Source organism: Streptomyces sp. NPDC005955 (assembly GCF_042871255.1).
In the GTDB taxonomy this organism is placed as follows: domain Bacteria; phylum Actinomycetota; class Actinomycetes; order Streptomycetales; family Streptomycetaceae; genus Streptomyces.
Map to the genome: position 1 here is coordinate 134,567 of NZ_JBIAIF010000008.1, position 17,206 is coordinate 151,772.

General features: G+C 71.8%; 16 protein-coding genes. 7 read left to right on the top strand and 9 right to left on the bottom strand.

Features of this window, described 5'->3' with window-relative positions; genetic code table 11:
- Window positions 1–91 precede the first annotated feature (91 nt).
- Both ACFYOU_RS20850 and ACFYOU_RS20855 read right to left on the bottom strand, forming a co-directional pair.
- On the bottom strand, window positions 92–1,990 hold the full coding sequence (locus ACFYOU_RS20850; RefSeq protein WP_391307418.1) for a hypothetical protein: 1,899 nt from the start codon (window positions 1,988–1,990) through the stop codon (window positions 92–94).
- A gap of 464 nt (window positions 1,991–2,454) precedes the next feature.
- A complete protein-coding gene (locus ACFYOU_RS20855; protein WP_391307420.1) occupies window positions 2,455–2,706 on the bottom strand; it encodes a helix-turn-helix domain-containing protein in 252 nt (83 codons plus the stop codon).
- A gap of 32 nt (window positions 2,707–2,738) precedes the next feature.
- Between ACFYOU_RS20855 and map the strand changes: the two genes are divergently transcribed.
- Window positions 2,739–3,506, top strand: a complete 768-nt coding sequence (map, locus tag ACFYOU_RS20860) for a type I methionyl aminopeptidase (protein WP_391307422.1) — start codon at window positions 2,739–2,741, stop codon at window positions 3,504–3,506.
- 99 nt (window positions 3,507–3,605) lie between these two features.
- Here map and ggt read toward each other — a convergent pair whose 3' ends face one another.
- Window positions 3,606–5,435 carry a gamma-glutamyltransferase gene (gene ggt / locus ACFYOU_RS20865; protein WP_391307424.1) on the bottom strand — a complete coding sequence of 610 codons (1,830 nt, stop codon included), beginning with the start codon at window positions 5,433–5,435 and terminating at the stop codon, window positions 3,606–3,608.
- Between the two features lie 142 nt (window positions 5,436–5,577).
- Between ggt and ACFYOU_RS20870 the strand changes: the two genes are divergently transcribed.
- Entirely contained in the window at window positions 5,578–6,336 is a 759-nt protein-coding gene (locus ACFYOU_RS20870) for a hypothetical protein (RefSeq protein WP_391307426.1), read from the top strand.
- A gap of 51 nt (window positions 6,337–6,387) precedes the next feature.
- Here the strand turns inward: ACFYOU_RS20870 and ACFYOU_RS20875 are convergent, their stop codons facing one another.
- The 3 genes from ACFYOU_RS20875 to ACFYOU_RS20885 all read right to left on the bottom strand — a co-directional run bounded on the left by ACFYOU_RS20875 (window position 6,388) and on the right by ACFYOU_RS20885 (window position 9,133).
- On the bottom strand, window positions 6,388–7,179 hold the full coding sequence (locus ACFYOU_RS20875) for a methyltransferase domain-containing protein (protein ID WP_391307428.1): 792 nt from the start codon (window positions 7,177–7,179) through the stop codon (window positions 6,388–6,390).
- A 134-nt stretch (window positions 7,180–7,313) separates the two neighbouring features.
- Complete coding sequence (locus ACFYOU_RS20880; protein WP_391307658.1) at window positions 7,314–7,844, bottom strand: GNAT family N-acetyltransferase; 531 nt, start codon at window positions 7,842–7,844, stop codon at window positions 7,314–7,316.
- A 29-nt stretch (window positions 7,845–7,873) separates the two neighbouring features.
- Entirely contained in the window at window positions 7,874–9,133 is a 1,260-nt protein-coding gene (locus ACFYOU_RS20885; protein ID WP_391307430.1) for a hypothetical protein, read from the bottom strand.
- A gap of 157 nt (window positions 9,134–9,290) precedes the next feature.
- On the opposite strand from ACFYOU_RS20885, the gene ACFYOU_RS20890 reads away from it, so the two are divergent.
- The 5 genes from ACFYOU_RS20890 to ACFYOU_RS20910 all read left to right on the top strand — a co-directional run bounded on the left by ACFYOU_RS20890 (window position 9,291) and on the right by ACFYOU_RS20910 (window position 14,413).
- Window positions 9,291–9,719, top strand: a complete 429-nt coding sequence (locus tag ACFYOU_RS20890; RefSeq protein WP_391307431.1) for a hypothetical protein — start codon at window positions 9,291–9,293, stop codon at window positions 9,717–9,719.
- Window positions 9,716–9,904, top strand: coding sequence for a hypothetical protein (locus ACFYOU_RS20895; RefSeq protein WP_391307433.1), 189 nt, complete (start codon window positions 9,716–9,718; stop codon window positions 9,902–9,904). Before ACFYOU_RS20890 ends, ACFYOU_RS20895 begins: the two co-directional genes overlap by 4 nt.
- A gap of 119 nt (window positions 9,905–10,023) precedes the next feature.
- On the top strand, window positions 10,024–10,344 hold the full coding sequence (locus ACFYOU_RS20900) for a hypothetical protein (RefSeq protein WP_391307435.1): 321 nt from the start codon (window positions 10,024–10,026) through the stop codon (window positions 10,342–10,344).
- Window positions 10,345–10,500: 156 nt separating this feature from the next.
- Window positions 10,501–11,757 (top strand): Ig-like domain-containing protein, encoded by a 1,257-nt coding sequence (locus tag ACFYOU_RS20905; protein WP_391307437.1) that lies wholly within the window; start codon window positions 10,501–10,503, stop codon window positions 11,755–11,757.
- 121 nt (window positions 11,758–11,878) lie between these two features.
- Window positions 11,879–14,413, top strand: coding sequence for an AAA family ATPase (locus tag ACFYOU_RS20910; protein ID WP_391307439.1), 2,535 nt, complete (start codon window positions 11,879–11,881; stop codon window positions 14,411–14,413).
- 280 nt (window positions 14,414–14,693) lie between these two features.
- Here the strand turns inward: ACFYOU_RS20910 and ACFYOU_RS20915 are convergent, their stop codons facing one another.
- Genes ACFYOU_RS20915 through ACFYOU_RS20925 form a run of 3 tightly spaced genes read right to left on the bottom strand, consistent with a single transcriptional unit; the run spans window position 14,694 to window position 17,196 of the window.
- The gene (locus ACFYOU_RS20915) at window positions 14,694–15,608 is read right to left on the bottom strand and encodes an amino acid ABC transporter permease (RefSeq protein ID WP_389763411.1); all 915 of its coding nucleotides are present in this window, start codon (window positions 15,606–15,608) and stop codon (window positions 14,694–14,696) included.
- Window positions 15,605–16,249, bottom strand: coding sequence for an amino acid ABC transporter permease (locus tag ACFYOU_RS20920; RefSeq protein WP_389763413.1), 645 nt, complete (start codon window positions 16,247–16,249; stop codon window positions 15,605–15,607). The genes ACFYOU_RS20915 and ACFYOU_RS20920 overlap by 4 nt, the downstream gene beginning before the upstream one ends.
- A gap of 11 nt (window positions 16,250–16,260) precedes the next feature.
- A complete protein-coding gene (locus ACFYOU_RS20925) occupies window positions 16,261–17,196 on the bottom strand; it encodes a transporter substrate-binding domain-containing protein (protein WP_391307441.1) in 936 nt (311 codons plus the stop codon).
- Window positions 17,197–17,206: the final 10 nt, after the last annotated feature.

Here is a 17,206-nt window from a genome sequence, read left to right on the forward strand (position 1 = left end):
GCGCCCCGCTGCCAGGAGGAGCGCGACGGTCGGCGGTGCCGGGAGGGGCGGCACCGCCGGGCCCGCGCGCGGGGCCGCGCGGGCGGGCGGGTCAGGTGTCGAGACCGGCCACGCGCAAGGCGTGGACCAGGTCCCAACGCCGCTGCTCGGACACCCGGCCCGCGGCGTCGAGCAGCAACGGCACCAGACGGCCGGGGTCGGTCCCCGCGCACCGGGCGATCTCCTCGGGGGTGCGCACCCGTACGTACGCGTCGACCAGGGCCCGTGCCTCGCGTCGCCGCCCCTCACCGATCAGGTCGGTGATCACCTCGCCGATCTCGGCCGGCGGGCGCCCGACGCCCTGCCGCAACAGCAGTGCGCCGTCGTCGGTGCGCCCGGCCGTGGCGAGGCTGTCCGCGATCGAGACCAGTCGCTCGACCGGCAGGGAGGCCGCCTCCCACAGCAGGGTGGCCCAGTCCGCGGCGAGTCCGGCGCGGTGGAGCTCCACGGCCAGCAGCGGGAAGCGGTCGGCGGGCCCGTAGGCGGCTTCCACCAGCACCCCGTGCGCCTCGCCGCCGCGCCCCTCGGCCCGCAGCCGCACCAAGGACTCGACGGCCGCGACGGTGGCCTGCCGGGCCTCCGCTTCGGGATCGGGCGCCGCTTCGGGCGTCCGTCGGGGCGCGGCGCCGGCGAACCGCGCACCGCGCGGCGCCTTGCCACCGCCCTGCGGCAGGGCCATCCCGCCGGTGGGCTCGCCGGTGTCGTCGGCCCCGGCCGAGCGGGCGCCGCGCAGCCGGCGGGAGCGCTGGAGCAGCCCTCGCCGGGGGCTCGGGGCGGGGGGCGGCTCGTCGGCGGTCGGCTCGTCGGCTCCGGGCGCGTCGGTTGCGGGACCGGGGTCGGTTGCGGGACCGGGGTCGGCGGCGGCGCCGGGTGGCTCGGGCGCCGGGAGGGCCGGGCCGGGGCGGGGGGCCGCCAGGTTCGGAGCGTCCGGGGCCGGGGCGGACTGTGCGGCGGGCGGCCCGCCCGGACTGCCGTACGGGTCGCCGTTCGGGCTGCGGTACTGGCCGCCGCTCGGGTCGCCGTACGGGCCGCTGTTCGGGTCGCTGTTCGGGTCGCCGTTCGCGCTGCCGGGCGTGGCGTGCGGGCCGCCGGGGGCCGGGGCGGTGTGGCCCCGGGGGTCGTACAGCGGGGTGCCCCCGGGCGTCCCGGGCGCGTAGGGGCTGGCGGCGGGACGCGCTCCGGACCGGAGTTGACGCCCGGAATCCGCGTCGGCGGGCGTGCGCTCGCCGTCCGGCCCGGAACGGTACGCACGGGCCGGCCGCGCGGCGTACGGGTGCTCCGGGACGCCACCGGCCGCCCCGGTCGCGGCCGGCGCGGCGTGTTCCCGACCCTGGCGACCGACCCGGGCGGCGCGCGCGCCGGGAGCAGCCGGCTCGACCGCGTCCCCGGGCCCCCGCTGACCGTCGCGGGGCGCGGGGCGTCCGGGGGCGGGTCGGCCGAGCTGCCCCGGTCGGCCTCCCGAGGACATCCGACCGCCCTCCCATCCGGAGGGGGCGGTGCGCACCGGGCCCGCCAGTCGGTCGTAGGCCACCATCCGCGCCCGTAGCTCCGCGCAGCGCGCGGTGGCCCGTTCGTGGTCGTCCTGGGCCCAGGCGAGGTCGCGACGGTACCCCTCGGCCTCCTCGGGGACCTCGGCGGCGTCCAACAGTCGGCTCAGTTCGAGTCGCCGATCGGCCGCGTAGCGCTGTTCGCCGAGCATGGCGTCGAGCCGGTCGCCGAGGATCTCGCGCCCGCCGGGGCGCGCGTCGAAGGCGGCCAGCGCGGCGGCGTGCAGCGCCCGGGCGCGGGCGACCTCCATCCGGGCCACCCGGGCGCCCTGGTCGGCCGCCAGGTCCTGGAGGAGGGCCTCCAGGACGTCCCAGGGCGGCACCTCCCGCCCGTCCAGGCAGGCGCGCATCCCTTCGGGGTCCCGTTGCCAGAACACCCCGCACCAACCGGCGCCCTGGTCCACGCGCGCCAGAAGGCCTTTGAAATATGAAGCGAACTCCCTTATGTGTTCCGGGAGTTGATGCAATGTCATCGAAGCCCGCCCCCGTACGACTGGAGTCCCCCAGTCCGGTAGCCAACACCCACGGTGTTACAGCATGACTACGCGTGGTTTTCGCGCCAGACCCGAAACTCCAGACGAAGCACTACAGAGCGGACAGCACCCTTGACTCCGTCCGGGTGCGGGAGCGCTCCCGCACCACCGGACGCGCACGGAAAACACGCCTCCATCTTTTGCACACACACATCATCCGTCGCACCTCGCCTACGCATGACTACGGATGCACGACTACGTAGGAAAGACGACACGAAAGGGAAGATGCCCAGGCCAACGATCTGCGGAGCCCTCCGAGCGCACGAACCGCACGTCACGGAGGGCCGGGAGAGTACCGCCCGGCCACCTCCGCCACACACCGACCGGCCGCGCCGTCAAACCGGCACCAATGCGCAGCTGAGCACCAATTCGTCCAGCGAGAGGCCGAGCACCCGCGCCAGCGCGGCCACGGTGAACAGGGCCGGAGTGGGGGCCCGGCCGGTCTCGATCTTGCGCAGCGTCTCGGCGGAGAGGCCCGCCTCGGCGGCCACCTCCGCCATGCTGCGCGCGCCGCGCGCCTCGCGCAGCAGACGGCCGAGCCGCTCGCCGCGCTCGCGCTCTTCGGGGGTCAGGGGGGTTCGCACCATGACCCCATTCTAATACCGGTATAGTAATTGGCATGATGGAACTCAAGACCGATGCGTCCATGGACGCGATGCGGCTGCCCGGACGCGTGGTGGCCGAGGCCCTGGCGGCGGTGCGCGAGGCGGCGAAACCGGGCGTCACCCCGCAGGACCTCGACGCCGTGGCCCACGGGGTGCTGCGCGAGGCGGGCGCCACTTCCCCGTTCCTCGGGTACCGCCCCTCGTTCGCCCCGGTGCCGTTCCCGGCGGTGCTCTGCGTCTCCGTGAACCACGCGATCGTGCACGGCATCCCCACGAGCCGGCCGCTCCGGGACGGGGACCTCGTCTCCGCCGACTTCGGCGCCCTGCTCGGCGGCTGGGCGGGGGACGCGGCCGTCAGCTTCACCGTGGGCACGCCCCGGCCGGCGGACCTGCGGCTCATCGCGACCGCCGAACGCGCGCTCGCCGCCGGCATCGAGGCGGCGGTCGTCGGCAACCGGATCGGCGACATCGCCCATGCGATCGGCACGGTGTGCCGGGAGGCCGGGTACGGCATCCCGCACGGCTTCGGCGGTCACGGCATCGGCCGCCAGATGCACGAGGACCCGTCGGTGCCCAACGAGGGCCGCCCGCGCCGCGGGGTGCCCCTGCGGCACGGCATGGTCCTCGCGATCGAGCCCATGGTGATCGGCGGCGGCACGGACGACTACGTCACCACGGCCGACGGCTGGACCCTGTGCACCACCGACGGCAGCCGCGCCGCCCATGCCGAACACACGGTGGCCGTCACCCACGACGGGCCCCGGGTGCTGACGAGCCTGTAGGCCGCCGTCCGGGGTGGCCCGGCCGGTGCGCGCCGCCCGATGAGACCGCTGTCCGGCGGGACGCACCATCCAGTGGGTCGGACTATCCGGTGGGTCGGACTATCCGGTGGGACGGACCACCATCGCCGAACCGCCGCCCCGGCGGACCCGTTCCGCCGCCGCGAGCACCCGCCCGTCCGGCAGCAACTGGACGGCGGTCGCCGCACCGATCTCCGGGTTCTGCCGGAACCCGTGGCCGATGGCCTCAAGCTCCGCCCGCAGCGGGCTGTCCCACAGACCCGGTTCCAACTCGGTGGTGGTCTGGTTGCGCTGGCTGGCGCGCGGCGCGGCGATCGCGTCGACGAGCGGCAGCCCCCGGTCGATGACCCCGGTCAGGGTCTGGAGGACGGTGGTGATGATCGTCGCGCCACCCGGCGACCCCAGGGCGAGCACGGGCCGCGCCTTGCCGTCCAGGACGATCGTCGGGGCCATGGAGGACCGCGGACGCTTGCCCGGCCCCGGCAGGTTGGGGTCGTGCACGGCCGGGTCGGCGGGGGCGAACGAGAAGTCGGTGAGTTCGTTGTTCAGCAGGAAGCCCCGACCCGGCACGGTGATCGCGCTGCCGCCGGTCTGCTCGATGGTGAGGGTGTAGGCAACGACGTTGCCCCACTTGTCGGCCGTCGTCAGATGGGTGGTGCTCTCGCCCTCGTACGTCGTCGGGGCCGCCTTGTCGCCCGCCGCGCACGGCACCGGCCGCCGCGGGTCACCGGGTGCCAGCGGACTGCGCAGGACGGCGTCGTCCTTGATCAGGCAGGCGCGCGAGTCGGCGTACCGCTGGGAGAGCAGTTCGCGCTGCGGCACGTCCTCGAAGGCGGGGTCACCGACCCAGCGGCCCCGGTCCGCGAACGCGATCCGGCTCGCCTCGATGTAGCGGTGGAGGTACGCGGCCCGGCCGGCAGCGGTCAGGTCCGTGCCCTCCAGGATGTTGAGGGCCTCCCCGACCGTCGTCCCGCCGGAGGACGAGGGCGCCATGGAGTAGACGCCCAGGCCCCGGTACGAGGTCCGGGTCGGTGCCTGGAACTCGGCCCGGTAGGAACGCAGGTCGCGCCCGGTCAGGTCGCCGGGGCGCACCACCCGTGCGGAGGTCGGGTCGACGGGCGGTTCGTTGACCGTACGCAGGATGTCCTTCGCGAGGTCGCCCCGGTACAGGGTGCCGACGCCCTTGCGCGCCAACTCCGCGTAGGTGCGGGCGAGGTCGGGGTTCTTGAGGGTAGAGCCGACGACGGGCAACTCACCACCCGGCAGGAACAGTTCGGCGGAGTCGGGGAAGTCCCGGAACCGGGCCTCGTTGGCCGCGGTCTGGGCGCGGAACGTCTCGTCGACGGTGAAGCCCTCCCTGGCCAGCCGCTCGGCGGGCCGCAGCAGGGTGGCGAGGCTACGGCTGCCCCAGGCGTCGAGGGCGGACCGCCAGGTGGCGGGGGTACCGGGCACCCCGACGGCGAGCCCGCTGGTGACCGCCTCCGCGAAGGGGATCGGCCGCCCGTCCTCCAGGAACAGTCCGGAGCCCGCGGAGCGCGGGGCGGTCTCCCGGCCGTCCAGGGTGCGCACGGTACGGGACTCGGCGTCGTAGTAGACGAAGTAGCCGCCGCCGCCGATGCCCGCCGAGTACGGTTCGGTGACGCCGAGGGCCGCCGCCGTGGCGACGGCCGCGTCCACCGCATTGCCCCCCTTGCGCAGGACCTCGATGCCTGCCGCGGAGGCGTCCGCGTCGACGCTGGACACCGCGCCGCCGTGACCGACGGCCACCGGGACCTTCTGCGCGCCACCGGCGCCCCGGGCGGCCCCGGTCGCGGCTGCTTCCGTGGAGGTCGGGGCTGCGGCACCGGCGCTGACCACGGTGGCGACGGCCACGGCCAGCGAGAACAGGTTCCGCCTGACGGAACGGCGCATGCGTACCTCCGGTCAACGGGCGTCCGCGCAGCGTAGCTTCGCCACCGGCCCCCCGACAGGACCTCTTCTCGCCACCTGCACGGGAACCAGCCGTACGGCCCGACTCGAACTTCCGTGCGGACGCCCGCTAACATGCGCGCCCATGACCGATGTCGTACCCCTGATCGTGTTCGGTTCGGCCGCCACCGTGCTCGGCTTCGCACTCGGCTGGACCGCCCGCACCCAGTCGTGGCGGCGCAAGCTCCGCCGCAAGCAGGCGTTCTTCGGGCTGCCCGAGCACGCGGAGTCGCTGCTCGTCGTCAGCCGCGACCCGGGCGGACCCGATCTGTCGGTGAACCGGTTCGACATGTCCGCGCTGCTGGAACTCTCCGCGCTCGTCCAGGACTGCGGGGCGCACGCCCAGGTCGTCGCGCACGACGCGGCCCGCCAGGGGTTCGGCGAGCGGACCGAGTTCTGCGTGGGCAATCCGGCCGTCAACCGCCGGATGGCCGCCCACATGGCGAGCCTGCTGCCCGGGGTGCGGGTCAACGCCGATCCGGAGGCCGGACCGGACCGGGGCGCCTTCCAGGTGGGCAGCGAACGGTACCGGCTGGAGGCCGGCCGCACCGAGTACGTGCTGCTGGCGCGGCTGACGGCGGGACAGGGGCAGGACGCCCGGCCGGTGTTCCTGTTCTGCGGACAGCGGGCCATCACCAACCAGGCGGCGAGCCGTTACCTGGCCCGCCACCACGAGAGGCTGGCCCGCAAGCACGGCGCCGGGTCGTCCCTGGTGCTGCTGCTGAAGGTGGTGAACTCCCAGGCGTACGGGCCGGACGTCGTGGAACTCGTGGCGGACGTGACGGCCGCGGCGCAGGAACCGGTGCCCACCGCGGTGACCCGCACCTCGCACCGGGCGTCCTGAGGTGCGTCCCGCCTCCGTGACCCAACCGTCACGGCCGGTCCCACGGCCGGGTCAGCCCGGCTTGACCGCCGCCGTCGCAAAGTAGTTCGACATGTAGTGACCGGCCGCGTTGGACCGGTCCGGCGCTTCCTCGAAGCCGGTGACGAGGAACCCCGCGGCGAGTTGCCCGCCGATCTGGTCGGTGAGGGTGTGGCTGTACTCCAGAGCGGCGTCCGCGCCGAACTTCGTGGCGCGTTCCTCGGCGGAGTAGTGCGTGACGTCGCTGTAGGGCAGCTTGTGCACGACGTTCAGCTCGCCGCGCTCGTCGAGCGCCTCGTGGTCGAACAAGTACACATCAGGGTTGAGGAAGCCCACGAGCAGGGTCCCGCCCGGTCGCAGGACGCGGAAGCACTCACGCCACACCGGCGCCAGGTCCGGTACGAAGAGGTTGGAGACCGGATGGAACACGACGTCGAACGTCGCGTCGCCGAAGGCGCTGAGGTCGCGCATGTCGCCCAGGGCGGTGCGCAGGTCGAGCCCGTCGCGCTCCGCCACCATCTGGTCCTGGCCGAGCTGGCCGGGTGAGTTGTCGAACACGGTGACCCGCGCCCCCGCGGCGGCGAGGATCGGACCCTGCTGGCCGCCGCCGGCGGCCAGACACAGCACGTCCTTGCCGGTCAGCTCCTCCGGCAGCCAGGAGCGGTTCACCGGCTCGTGCCCGATGAGAACGATCGACCAGTCGCCCCTGCGGGCACGCTCGACGTCCTCCGTACTGACCGGCCTCGTCCACTCGTCGCCCTCCTGGACGTACTTGTCCCAGGCTGCGCGGTTGTGGGCCACGGGGTCGACACCAAGGTCCTGCACGTTCAACTCCCTGCTACGGCCGAGCGGACACCTGCGGTACTGACAGTTCGGCGCCGCTAGTCAACACGATCGCAGGGTGCGGGCTCAACGGAATTTGCGGACACCGAGGCGTCCGCGGGCCTCAGCCGCCACGCTCAGCTCCGTTCGCGCAGGGCGAGGACCATCACGTCGTGGAGGGCGGCTCCCGCCCAGGGGTGCGCTTCCCCCACCTTGTGGTATCCCCATGAACGGTAGGCGGCTTGCGCGGCCTCGACGTCCGGCCGCGCGTTCAGCAGTACGCGTTCCTCGGTGGCGCCGGTGAGAACCGCCTCGTGCAGCCTCCGGGCTACGCCACGACGACGCCAGGGTGCCCGGACGGCCAGTTCGATCAGCCCGAACGTACGGGTGCCGTCCTCGCGCCGCAGCTCCGCCGATGCCGGCGTGGTGAGGCGGTCCCACCAGCCCGTGGCGGCGCTGAGGGGGTACCCGTAGGCGATGCCCACGGGAGTGCCGTCAGCCGTGCGGGCGAGGGCCGCCCGGAAGGTGGGTTTGCGTACCTGGGACAGGAGCCGTGTGCTGTTGGCGCTCACTTCGCCCGCAGTCTTCAGATAGGGCGGTTCGGCGAACGCCTCTGCGTAGACCAGCGCGAACGCACCCTGCGCCTGCGCCGCCGCCGCGCCGTCCATGCGTTCTACGGTGATCCCCTCTGCGCTCTTCACCCGTTGCCCACCTCAGCCTCCCTGATGCGATCGACCGCTTCACGCGCGGCGGGACTATCAATAGTCATGACTGCACGCTCGAACGTGCCCAGTCTGCGTCGTAGGCGGACCGAGGACACACCTCCACACGCGCGGAGGACGCCCGTCACCTCATGACAAGCTTCTTCGACCTCGCCGGCGAGAAGCAGGGTTTGCGCAAGCCGAGCCCGATACCAGGCTGCGTTGCGGGTGTACCCCCCGCCCAGGCCGGCGACCGCGGCGCGCAGGAAGGGAACGGCGCGTGCTGCCTTCCCGGCCTTCGCATGGTAGGCAGCGGTGGCATAGTCCACTTCGACCGGGCCGGCGAAACGCGCCCAGCGGGGTACCTCATCATCATCGTCAGCGCGTGACTGGTAGGACACCGCACGGTTCAAAGCCCGACGGGCCCTCAATAGATCGCCAGCGCTGGTCGAGGCATTGGCCTCACGCAAGGAGATGACCAAGTGAACGGTGGCGCCGGCGCCGGCGTGTTGGGCCAGTGAGTAGGCGTTCTCCACAGCCGAGGCGGCTTCCCACATCCGACCCGCGTCGACAGATAGAAGCGACAGGGTGTTCAGAGCGCGTACTTGGAGGAGTGGATTGTCTACGAGTTGCGCGGCGGTCATCGCTTCCATGCATGCGACACGTGCTGCCTGAGGTGGACCACCGTCGTACCCGAACCACGCTTGGTGACAGGAGAGTTCGCACAGTGTGGTCTGGAGATCTCGGCCGACCTTGTCGGTGTAGACGCTATTGCTCAGCACCTTCGTGATCTGGTGCTCCAACTGTTGGGCCCGTGCACTCGCAGGGATGCCCCCGGATGTGTGGTCGACGGTGTACAGACCCTCCAATCGGGCGCGGAGTGCAGCCGCCTCGTTGGCTCCGATCCGGATGCCTTGGCGTTCCGGAAGGATCGACGCAGCAGCAATCGCCCCCGATCGGGTGACGAAAGCTCGACGCCTAACCTCTCCGTCGCCTACCGATGTGCGGTGAGTCGGAACTTGGAACCCCAGATCGCTGAGTGGGAAGCCGAACATGGCTTCCAGTACGATCTGTTGGTTCGGATGAGGCAGAGGCGGTGGACTCTCGGTCTCCCATCGACGCAGCTGACGGATTCCGGTTGAGGCCGCAATCCCCAGCCGAGCCGCCTCTTTGATGAACGCGGCGACGAACGACTTCTGTGTGTACCCGGCGTCTCGACGCAGCCTTGCCAGCTTGCCGATCTCTGCCCCAGACATGCCGGTCCCCTCGTATTGACTAGCCGGGTTCAACGGTAGTGGTTCCGCATGGGAGGCACATAAAAAAGTCCGCCCAAAAGTCCGGCTGTCCCGGCGCTCCGTGCCTCTTCGAAACGGTGAACTGATCGCCCACCAAAACCACCGGAGGAAGCGGTACATGGTCAGCTCAGCATCGGGTCCCACAGAGGAGCCCAGTACATCGGACCAGAAGGAGTCGCCTCTACTGTCCGACCGCCTCAGCGGATGGGCGCGGACTCGGGACCTCGGCGAGCGGGCGGCGGTTGCCGCGCTGCTCCAGGAAGGTGACGTCCTGGCACGGGGCGATGTGCGGGACCTGCTCGTGGTCGACACCGGGAAGCGTGCGTACTGCGACTGGCCGCGGTTCGAGGCCCAGTACCGTACGGCCCTCGTCCTGGACACGAGTGAGCGTGCGTTCCTGGACCTCGTCGTGGCGGTGGGGTTCCCACGGCTCGTGCCGTTGTGGCAGGTGGAGAACCTGGGCGAGCGGCGACTCGCGATCATCCTGCGGGCGCTGGCGGCGCTGGCCGGGTGCGACACGATCGCGGTGGGCACACGGGCGTGGTGAGGCTCTGCGTACGGTGCCTGCTGGCCGTCGACGAGACACAGCCTCACGACTCGCAACTGCGTCGGTCCACGGTCGGCGCCCTGTACACCGCGTACGTCCACCTGGAGTGCACCGCCCCGGCAGCCACCCGGGTCACCTCGGCCGCGGACCACGGCGACACCGAGGTCCGGCAGGCCGCACCGTGAGCCCCCGGACCGAACAGCTCCTGTACGTCCTCACGCTCGCCGCGTTGCTCGGCTCCCTCGCGTACGGCATCGCCACAACCCGCTGAACCACCCCTCCCCCTCCCTCCACGAGGACACCGATGACCCACACCCGTACCGCCCGCGCGTACTGCGCGCGCTGCACCGAGCCCATCCGGTGGTGGCAACGCCAGGTCAGCAAGCTGCGCTTCTCCCCGTCCGGGCCCGGCACGACCCTGCACCTCCACCGCCGCTGCCTCCCCGAGGGCGTGCCCTGCGCACCGTGCGTCAAGGCCCGCATCTTCGGCACCGACCACCACCACTGCCGCATGTGGGCCCCGGGCACCCACCAGGTCCACCGCCGGCGGGCGACGCTGGAGCTGAGCCTGCGTAACCGCCCGCGGCCCTGCCCGTGCACCTGCCGGACCCGGGCGCGGGCCTGAGCGCACGGGCGGGGGCGCGGGCCCTTCGGAATGTGTCCGTCCCAAGACGTATGTCCCGATTCTGTGACAACGGGGGAACGGGGCCGTTCCGCAGGAACCCCGCGGCCGTACGCACCCTCTCTCCGGTCGATTCCGATCGCACGGAGGTACGACCCCATGTTCAGTTCCCCGCTCCCGTCCGCACCGCGTCCGAGCACGCAGGCCGGCGTGGCGCCCGTCCGTGGCCGCCGCGGACGACACCTGACCGTCGGGGCCGGAGCCCTCGGACTCACCGTCCTGCTCACCGCCTGCTCCGGCGGGTCGGACGACGACGGCAAGGGGGGCGGGAGCACCGCGGCCGGCGCCCCCGCGCGGGCCGAGATATCGGTGAACCTGAAGGGCGAGCGCGCCGCCGCGGGCAAGCCCGTGACGGTGCGCCTCGCCGAAGGGGAACTGCGCGGGGTGACGGTCACCTCGAAGAAGGAAGCGAAGGCGGGCGCCCCGCTGACGGGCAAGGTCTCCGCGGACGGCCGCACCTGGACCTCGGAGCGGGTCGCCGCGCCGGGCACCGCGTACCAGGTGCGCGCGACGACCAAGGAGGGCGGCTCGGCGACGGCCGCGTTCACGACGGTCGCCGCCGACAAGGTCAACAAGCTGACCCTCGCCCCCGGCAAGGGCACCACCGTGGGCATCGCCCAGCCCCTATCGATCACCTTCGACCACCCGGTGAAGAACAAGGCGGCCGTCGAGCGCGCGCTGAAGGTCACCACCTCCAACGACACCACCGGGTCCTGGGGCTGGATCGAGCACTACGACGGGAAGGACCGCATCGACTGGCGGCCCGAGGAGTACTGGAAGCCGGGCACCAAGGTGCAGCTGCGGGCGAACCTCAACGGCGTCGACTCGGGCACCGCGGGCGGCTTCTTCGTCCGGGACTACGACACCTCCTTCACCATCGGCGCGGCGCAGGTCGTCAAGGTGGACCTCAACACCAAGCAGCTGCGGCTGGAGCGGGACGGCAAGACGGTGCGCACCCTGCCGATGTCGGCGGGCACGCCCGGCGGCAAGAAGCGCTCGTGGGGCGGCACCACCGTGCTGATGTCGAAGGAGGGCACCATCCGGATGAACTCCGAGACCGTGGGCCTCGGCGACGCCTACGACAAGATGGTCGACTACTCGATGCGGCTGACCTGGTCGGGAATGTACGCGCACGCCGCTCCGTGGAACGCCGCGTACTTCGGCAACGCCAACCGCAGCTCGGGCTGCATCGGCATGAGCGACGCCGATGCCGGCTGGCTGTACGGGCAGGTCCGCGCCGGTGACCCCTTCGAGGTCTCCGGTGAGGGTCACAAGGGCGTGCCCGCGCCGGGCAACGGGTACGGCGAGTGGAACCTGTCGTGGGCCGAGTGGCAGCAGCGCAGCGCGCTGCGCTGATCCGGCTGCCGGACGGGGTGCGGGACGGGCGGTCGGGCTCCGGGTGCGGAGCCCGATTGCGGGGCGGGTCACGCGGTGTTTGTGTGGGTGTGTTCCCCTACGCACACCTTCGGAGCGTGCCATGTCGCTGTCCTCCTTCGGGTCGCCCGGCGGCCCGGACCCCTTCTCCGAACTGTTGAACCGGTTCTTCGGGATGTCCCCGGGAACGGCGCCGCCGGCCGTGCAGCGGGTGCCGATCGGGCGGCTGCTGAGCGAGTCGGCACGGGAACTGCTGGCCACCGCCTCGGCCCGGGCCGAGAAGGACGGCAGCGCCGACCTGGACACCGAGCACCTGCTCTGGGCGGCCACCCGGACGGAGCCCACCCGTGCGCTGATCGCCCGGGCGGGCGCCGATCCGGACGAGCTGGGGCGGGAGATCGCCGACGCCCTGCCGGGCGAGTCAGCCTCGCCCTCCGCGGAGCCGGGTCTCACGCCCGCCGCCAAACGGGTGCTGATCGGGGCGCACACCCGGTCGCAGGCCGCGGGCTCCTCGTACATCGGCCCGGAGCACGTCCTCGGGGCGCTGCTGGACGACCAGAGCTCCGGCGCCGCCCGGGCCCTGGCCCGGCACGTCCCGGACGCCGCCCGACTGCGGCGGGCCGCGGACGCGCCGGCCCGCCGGGGCACCGCACCCGAGCAGGAGAGCGGCACCCCCACTCTGGACGAGTACGGCCATGACCTCACCGAGGAGGCGCGGGCGGGCCGGCTGGACCCGGTGGTGGGCCGCGCCGACGAGATCGAGCAGACCGTCGAGGTGCTCTCGCGTCGGACGAAGAACAACCCCGTGCTGATCGGTGACCCCGGTGTGGGCAAGACGGCGATCGTGGAGGGGTTGGCGCAGCGGATCGTCGCCGGGGAGGTTCCGGACACCCTCAAGGACCGCCGGGTGGTGGCCCTGGACCTGTCGGGGCTGGTGGCGGGTTCGAAGTACCGGGGCGAGTTCGAGGAACGGCTGAAGAACGTGATCGACGAGGTGCGGGGCGCCTCGGAGTCGACGGTGTTGTTCATCGACGAGTTGCACACGGTGGTGGGGGCGGGTTCGGGCGGCGAGGGCGCGATGGACGCGGGCAACATCCTGAAGCCGGCGCTCGCCCGCGGTGAGCTGCACGTCGTGGGGGCGACGACGATCGACGAGTACCGCAAGCACATCGAGAAGGACGCGGCGTTGGAGCGCCGGTTCCAGCCGGTGACGGTGCCGGAGCCGACGGTGGCCGAGACCGTGGAGATCCTCCAGGGGCTACGGGACTCCTACGAGGCGCACCATCAGGTCCGCTTCACCGACGCGGCGTTGGTGGCCGCCGCCGAGCTGTCCGACCGGTACGTCACCGACCGGTTCCTGCCGGACAAGGCGATCGACCTGATGGACACGGCGGGGGCCAGGGTCCGGCTGCGTTCCCTGGGCCGCTCGACGGAGGTGGTGGAGCGGGAGGACCTGATCGCCCGGCTCCAGCGGGAGAAGGACCAGGCGGTCGCGGCGGAGGACTTCGAGCGGGCGTCCGAGGTGAAGCGGCGGATCGCGGCGGCGCAGGACGAGATCGCGGGGGTCGCGGAGCGCCGTGAGGGGGTCATGCGGGTCACCGAGGACGACATCGCGGACGTGCTGTCCCGGCGTACCGGCATCCCGGTCTCGCAGCTGACGCAGAGCGAGAAGGAGAAGCTGCTGAAGCTGGAGGACGCCCTGCACTCGCGGGTGGTGGGGCAGGACGAGGCGGTGGTCGCGGTCGCGGAGGCGGTGCGCCGCAACCGGGCGGGCATGGGCGACCCGGACCGGCCGGTCGGCTCGTTCCTGTTCCTCGGTCCGACGGGGGTGGGCAAGACGGAGTTGGCGAAGGCGCTCGCCGAGTTGCTGTTCGGGGACGAGAGCCGGATGACGCGGTTCGACATGAGCGAGTTCCAGGAACGGCACACGGTGTCCCGGCTGGTCGGGGCGCCGCCCGGTTACGTGGGTCACGAGGACGCGGGTCAGCTCACCGAGAAGGTGCGTAGACAGCCGTACAGCGTGCTGCTCTTCGACGAGATCGAGAAGGCGCACCGGGACGTCTTCAACGCGCTGCTCCAGGTCTTGGACGACGGGCGGCTGACGGACGCGCGGGGCCGGACGGTGGACTTCCGGCACACGGTGGTCATCATGACCAGCAACATCGGCGCCCAGCGCATCCTGGCCCGGCGCGGGGAGGTGGACGACGGCAGCGGGGTGCTGAGCGGTCAGCTCAAGGACGAGCTGATGGAGGACCTGCGGGAGCGTTTCCTGCCGGAGTTCCTGAACCGGATCGACGAGATCATCGTGTTCCACGGTCTGGGTCCGGACGATCTGACGCGCATCCTGGACCTGTTGTTGGACCGCAGCGAGCGCCGGGTGCGGGCCCAGGGGCTGCATCTGGAGGTCACGGACGCGGCGAAGCGCCTGTTGGTGGCGCACGGGACGAAGCCGGAGTTCGGGGCGCGGCCGTTGCGTCGGACGATCCAGTCCGAGTTGGACAACCGGTTGGCCTCGCTGTTGCTCGGCGGGGAGGCGGATCCGGGTGACACGGTCGTCGCCGATGTCGTCAACGACTCGCTGGTGTGTTCGGTGCGCAAGCCGGAGGAGGTCCCGGCGGAGGCCGGCGCCGAGGCGTAAGCGATGGTGGGGGCCGGGTACGGAACCGGGCGGCCTGCGTGGTGGGTTCCACCACGCAGGCCGCCCGGTTCCGGCTGCGGTCCGGCGGCGCCGCGTCCCCGGGGCGCGGTGACGCCCCGGTCCACGGCACGGCCGTTCCGCTCGGAGCGGACCCGTCCGGCGCACGGCTGACCTTCGTCCCGCCCGGGGTGCGGCACACGTCGTGTGCCGTACCGCCGCGCGGGCAGTGATCTCCGGCCGCCGCCGGTCGAGCATGGCCCGGTGAGCCGCTGCCCCCCGTTTACCGCCTCGGGGCCGCGGGGGGTCCCCCGCCCGGCAGCAGCGTCCCTGGTTCGGCCGGTGCGATTTCGACGGCCTCCGTCCTGGGATTGCGGCGCTGGCGACGGGCCACCCAATGGGCGAACCACGACAGCAGCATGCACATCCCGATGTAGATCGGTGAGATCACCATCACGACGGGGATGAAAGGCAGATCGTAGTCGAGGTTCGACGCGATCAGTTTCCCGGCGTGCAGGAACTCCTCGTAGGTGATCAGGTATCCGAGCGAGGTGTCCTTGAGGGCCACCACGAGTTGGCTGATGATGGCGGGCAGCATCGCCCGTGCGGCCTGCGGCACGAGCACGTACGTCATCACCTGGGTCTTGCGCATGCCGAGGGCGAACGCCGCTTCGTGCTGACCGCGTTCGACGGCGTTGACCCCGGAGCGGAAGACCTCGGCGAGGACGCTGCCGTTGTAGAGGGTGAGTCCGGCGACCAGTGCGGGCAGCGGCTGCACCTTCAGCGCCACGAAGATGAAGAAGATCATGACCAGGACCGGCATCGCGCGGAAGAACTCCACGATCAGGGTGGAGACCCAGCGCACCGGTGCGTGGTCGGAGAGCCGGCCGGTGGCGAGGAGCGCGCCGAGCACCAGGGACAGCACGGCGGCCATCCCGAAGGCCTTGAGCGTGTTGGCGAGGCCCTCCAGCAGGAGTTCCTGGATGCCCTTGTACTCGAAGGGCGTCCACTTGGTGGCGGTGAACTGGTCGGTGTCGAAGAGGAGGTACAGGATCCAGCCGAACAGGGCGAGGAGCAGTCCGGTGGCGATCAGGCCGTAGGTGCGGTGACGGCGGCGGGCCTTGGGGCCGGGGATGTCGTAGAGGGCGGTCGACTCCTCGGCGGAGCCGGCGTGGACGACCGGGGACGCCGTGGTCATCGGGCCACCCCCCAGTGGCGTTCCATCAGGTGGAAGAGGGCGCTGATGCTCAGGGTGATGATGAGGTAGCCGACCGCGATCCAGACGAACGTCCAGACGATGTTGTAGCCGAGTTCGCTGAGGGTCTTGTAGGTGCCGAGCAGTTCGGTGACGCTGAAGGCGCCGGCGATCGCGGAGTTCTTGGCGAGCGCGATGAGCGTGGAGCCGACCGGCGGGATGACCGAGCGGAACGCCTGGGGCAGCACCACCAGGGACAGTGACTGTCCGAAGGTCATGCCGAGGCTGCGGGCGGCCTCGCCCTGGCCCTTGGGCACGGTGTTGATGCCGGAGCGCAGCGCCTCGCAGATGAACGCGGAGGTGTAGCAGCCGAGCGCGAGGACCGCGAAGACCTCGAACGGCAGCACCAGCCCGAAGCGCGGCAGCCCGAGGAGGACCGCGAAGAACAGCAGGGTCAGCGGGGTGTTGCGCAGGACGGTGACCCAGGCGGTGCCGAACATCCGCAGCGAGCCGATGGGCGCCACCCGGAAGGACGCCATGACGAAGCCGAGCACCAGGGCGAGCACGGAGGAGTACACGGTGAGTTCGACGGTGCCGAGGAATCCCTGGGCGTAGGTGTCGAAGTTGTCGATCAGTACGTTCAAGGGGGCCTCGTTCAGCTCGCCGGATAGCGGTCGATGGCGGGCGGGTTCGGCGCGGGGACCCCGGACAGGCCGAGGGTCGCCTCGTACGCCTTCTTCCAGTCGCCGTCCTTCTCGCGGGCCGCGAGTGCGTCGTCGAGGGCGAAGCGCAGGGCGTTGTCGCTCCGGGGGACGCCGATGCCGTAGGGCTCCTGGGAGAAGGGCTTGCCGACCACCTTCAGTTCCTCCGGGACCTTGGCGGCGTATCCGATGAGGATGGCGTCATCGGTGGTGACGGCGTCGACCTGGTACGTCAGCAGGTTGTCCACGCACACCGAGTAGGTGTCGTACGCGACGAGCGTGGCCTTGGGGTAGTCCCGCTGGATGCGCTGGTAGGGGGTGGAGCCCGCCGCGGAGCAGACGCGTTTGCCCGCGAGGTCCTGGGGGCCCTTGATGTCGTTCTCGTCGGTGCGGACCAGCAGGCCCTGGCCGGCGAGGTAGTAGGGGCCGGCGAAGCCGACGAGCTTCTTGCGGTTGGTGTTGATGGTGTAGGTGCCGACGTAGTAGTCGATCTGACCGTTCTGGAGGGCGGTCTCCCGGTTGGCGGAGGCGATGGTGCGGAAGTGGATGGTGTCGGGCTGGAATCCGAGGGAGGCGGCCATCATCCGGGCGATCTCGATGTCGAACCCGGAGTACGCGCCGGTCGCCGGGTCCTTCTCGCCGAGGTAGGGCTGGTCCTCCTTGGCGCCGACGGTGAGGTGGCCGCGGCGTTCGGCGCGTTCCCAGGTGGGCGAGTCGGGGAGCTGGAAGCCCTCGTTCACCGTGTACCGGGGCAGTGCGCCGGCGGCGGGGCCCTTCACGGGCGGGCTGCCGTCCTTGCCGCAGGCGGAGCCGAGGACGGCGAGGGCGACCAGCAGGAGGACGGTGGTCAGCCGCGGCGCGGGGGTCCGCCGGGGCAGGCTGCGGATCATGCGGTCACCC

Excerpts from the sequence above, each read along its gene's own strand:
- ACFYOU_RS20855 (WP_391307420.1), bottom strand. The coding sequence starts at position 2,706 with ATGGTGCGAACCCCCCTGACCCCCGAAGAGCGCGAGCGCGGCGAGCGG.
- map (WP_391307422.1), top strand. The coding sequence starts at position 2,739 with ATGATGGAACTCAAGACCGATGCGTCCATGGACGCGATGCGGCTGCCC.
- ggt (WP_391307424.1), bottom strand. The coding sequence starts at position 5,435 with ATGCGCCGTTCCGTCAGGCGGAACCTGTTCTCGCTGGCCGTGGCCGTC.
- ACFYOU_RS20870 (WP_391307426.1), top strand. The coding sequence starts at position 5,578 with ATGACCGATGTCGTACCCCTGATCGTGTTCGGTTCGGCCGCCACCGTG.
- ACFYOU_RS20880 (WP_391307658.1), bottom strand. The coding sequence starts at position 7,844 with ATGGACGGCGCGGCGGCGGCGCAGGCGCAGGGTGCGTTCGCGCTGGTC.
- ACFYOU_RS20885 (WP_391307430.1), bottom strand. The coding sequence starts at position 9,133 with ATGTCTGGGGCAGAGATCGGCAAGCTGGCAAGGCTGCGTCGAGACGCC.
- ACFYOU_RS20890 (WP_391307431.1), top strand. The coding sequence starts at position 9,291 with ATGGTCAGCTCAGCATCGGGTCCCACAGAGGAGCCCAGTACATCGGAC.
- ACFYOU_RS20900 (WP_391307435.1), top strand. The coding sequence starts at position 10,024 with ATGACCCACACCCGTACCGCCCGCGCGTACTGCGCGCGCTGCACCGAG.
- ACFYOU_RS20905 (WP_391307437.1), top strand. The coding sequence starts at position 10,501 with ATGTTCAGTTCCCCGCTCCCGTCCGCACCGCGTCCGAGCACGCAGGCC.
- ACFYOU_RS20910 (WP_391307439.1), top strand. The coding sequence starts at position 11,879 with ATGTCGCTGTCCTCCTTCGGGTCGCCCGGCGGCCCGGACCCCTTCTCC.
- ACFYOU_RS20915 (WP_389763411.1), bottom strand. The coding sequence starts at position 15,608 with ATGACCACGGCGTCCCCGGTCGTCCACGCCGGCTCCGCCGAGGAGTCG.
- ACFYOU_RS20925 (WP_391307441.1), bottom strand. The coding sequence starts at position 17,196 with ATGATCCGCAGCCTGCCCCGGCGGACCCCCGCGCCGCGGCTGACCACC.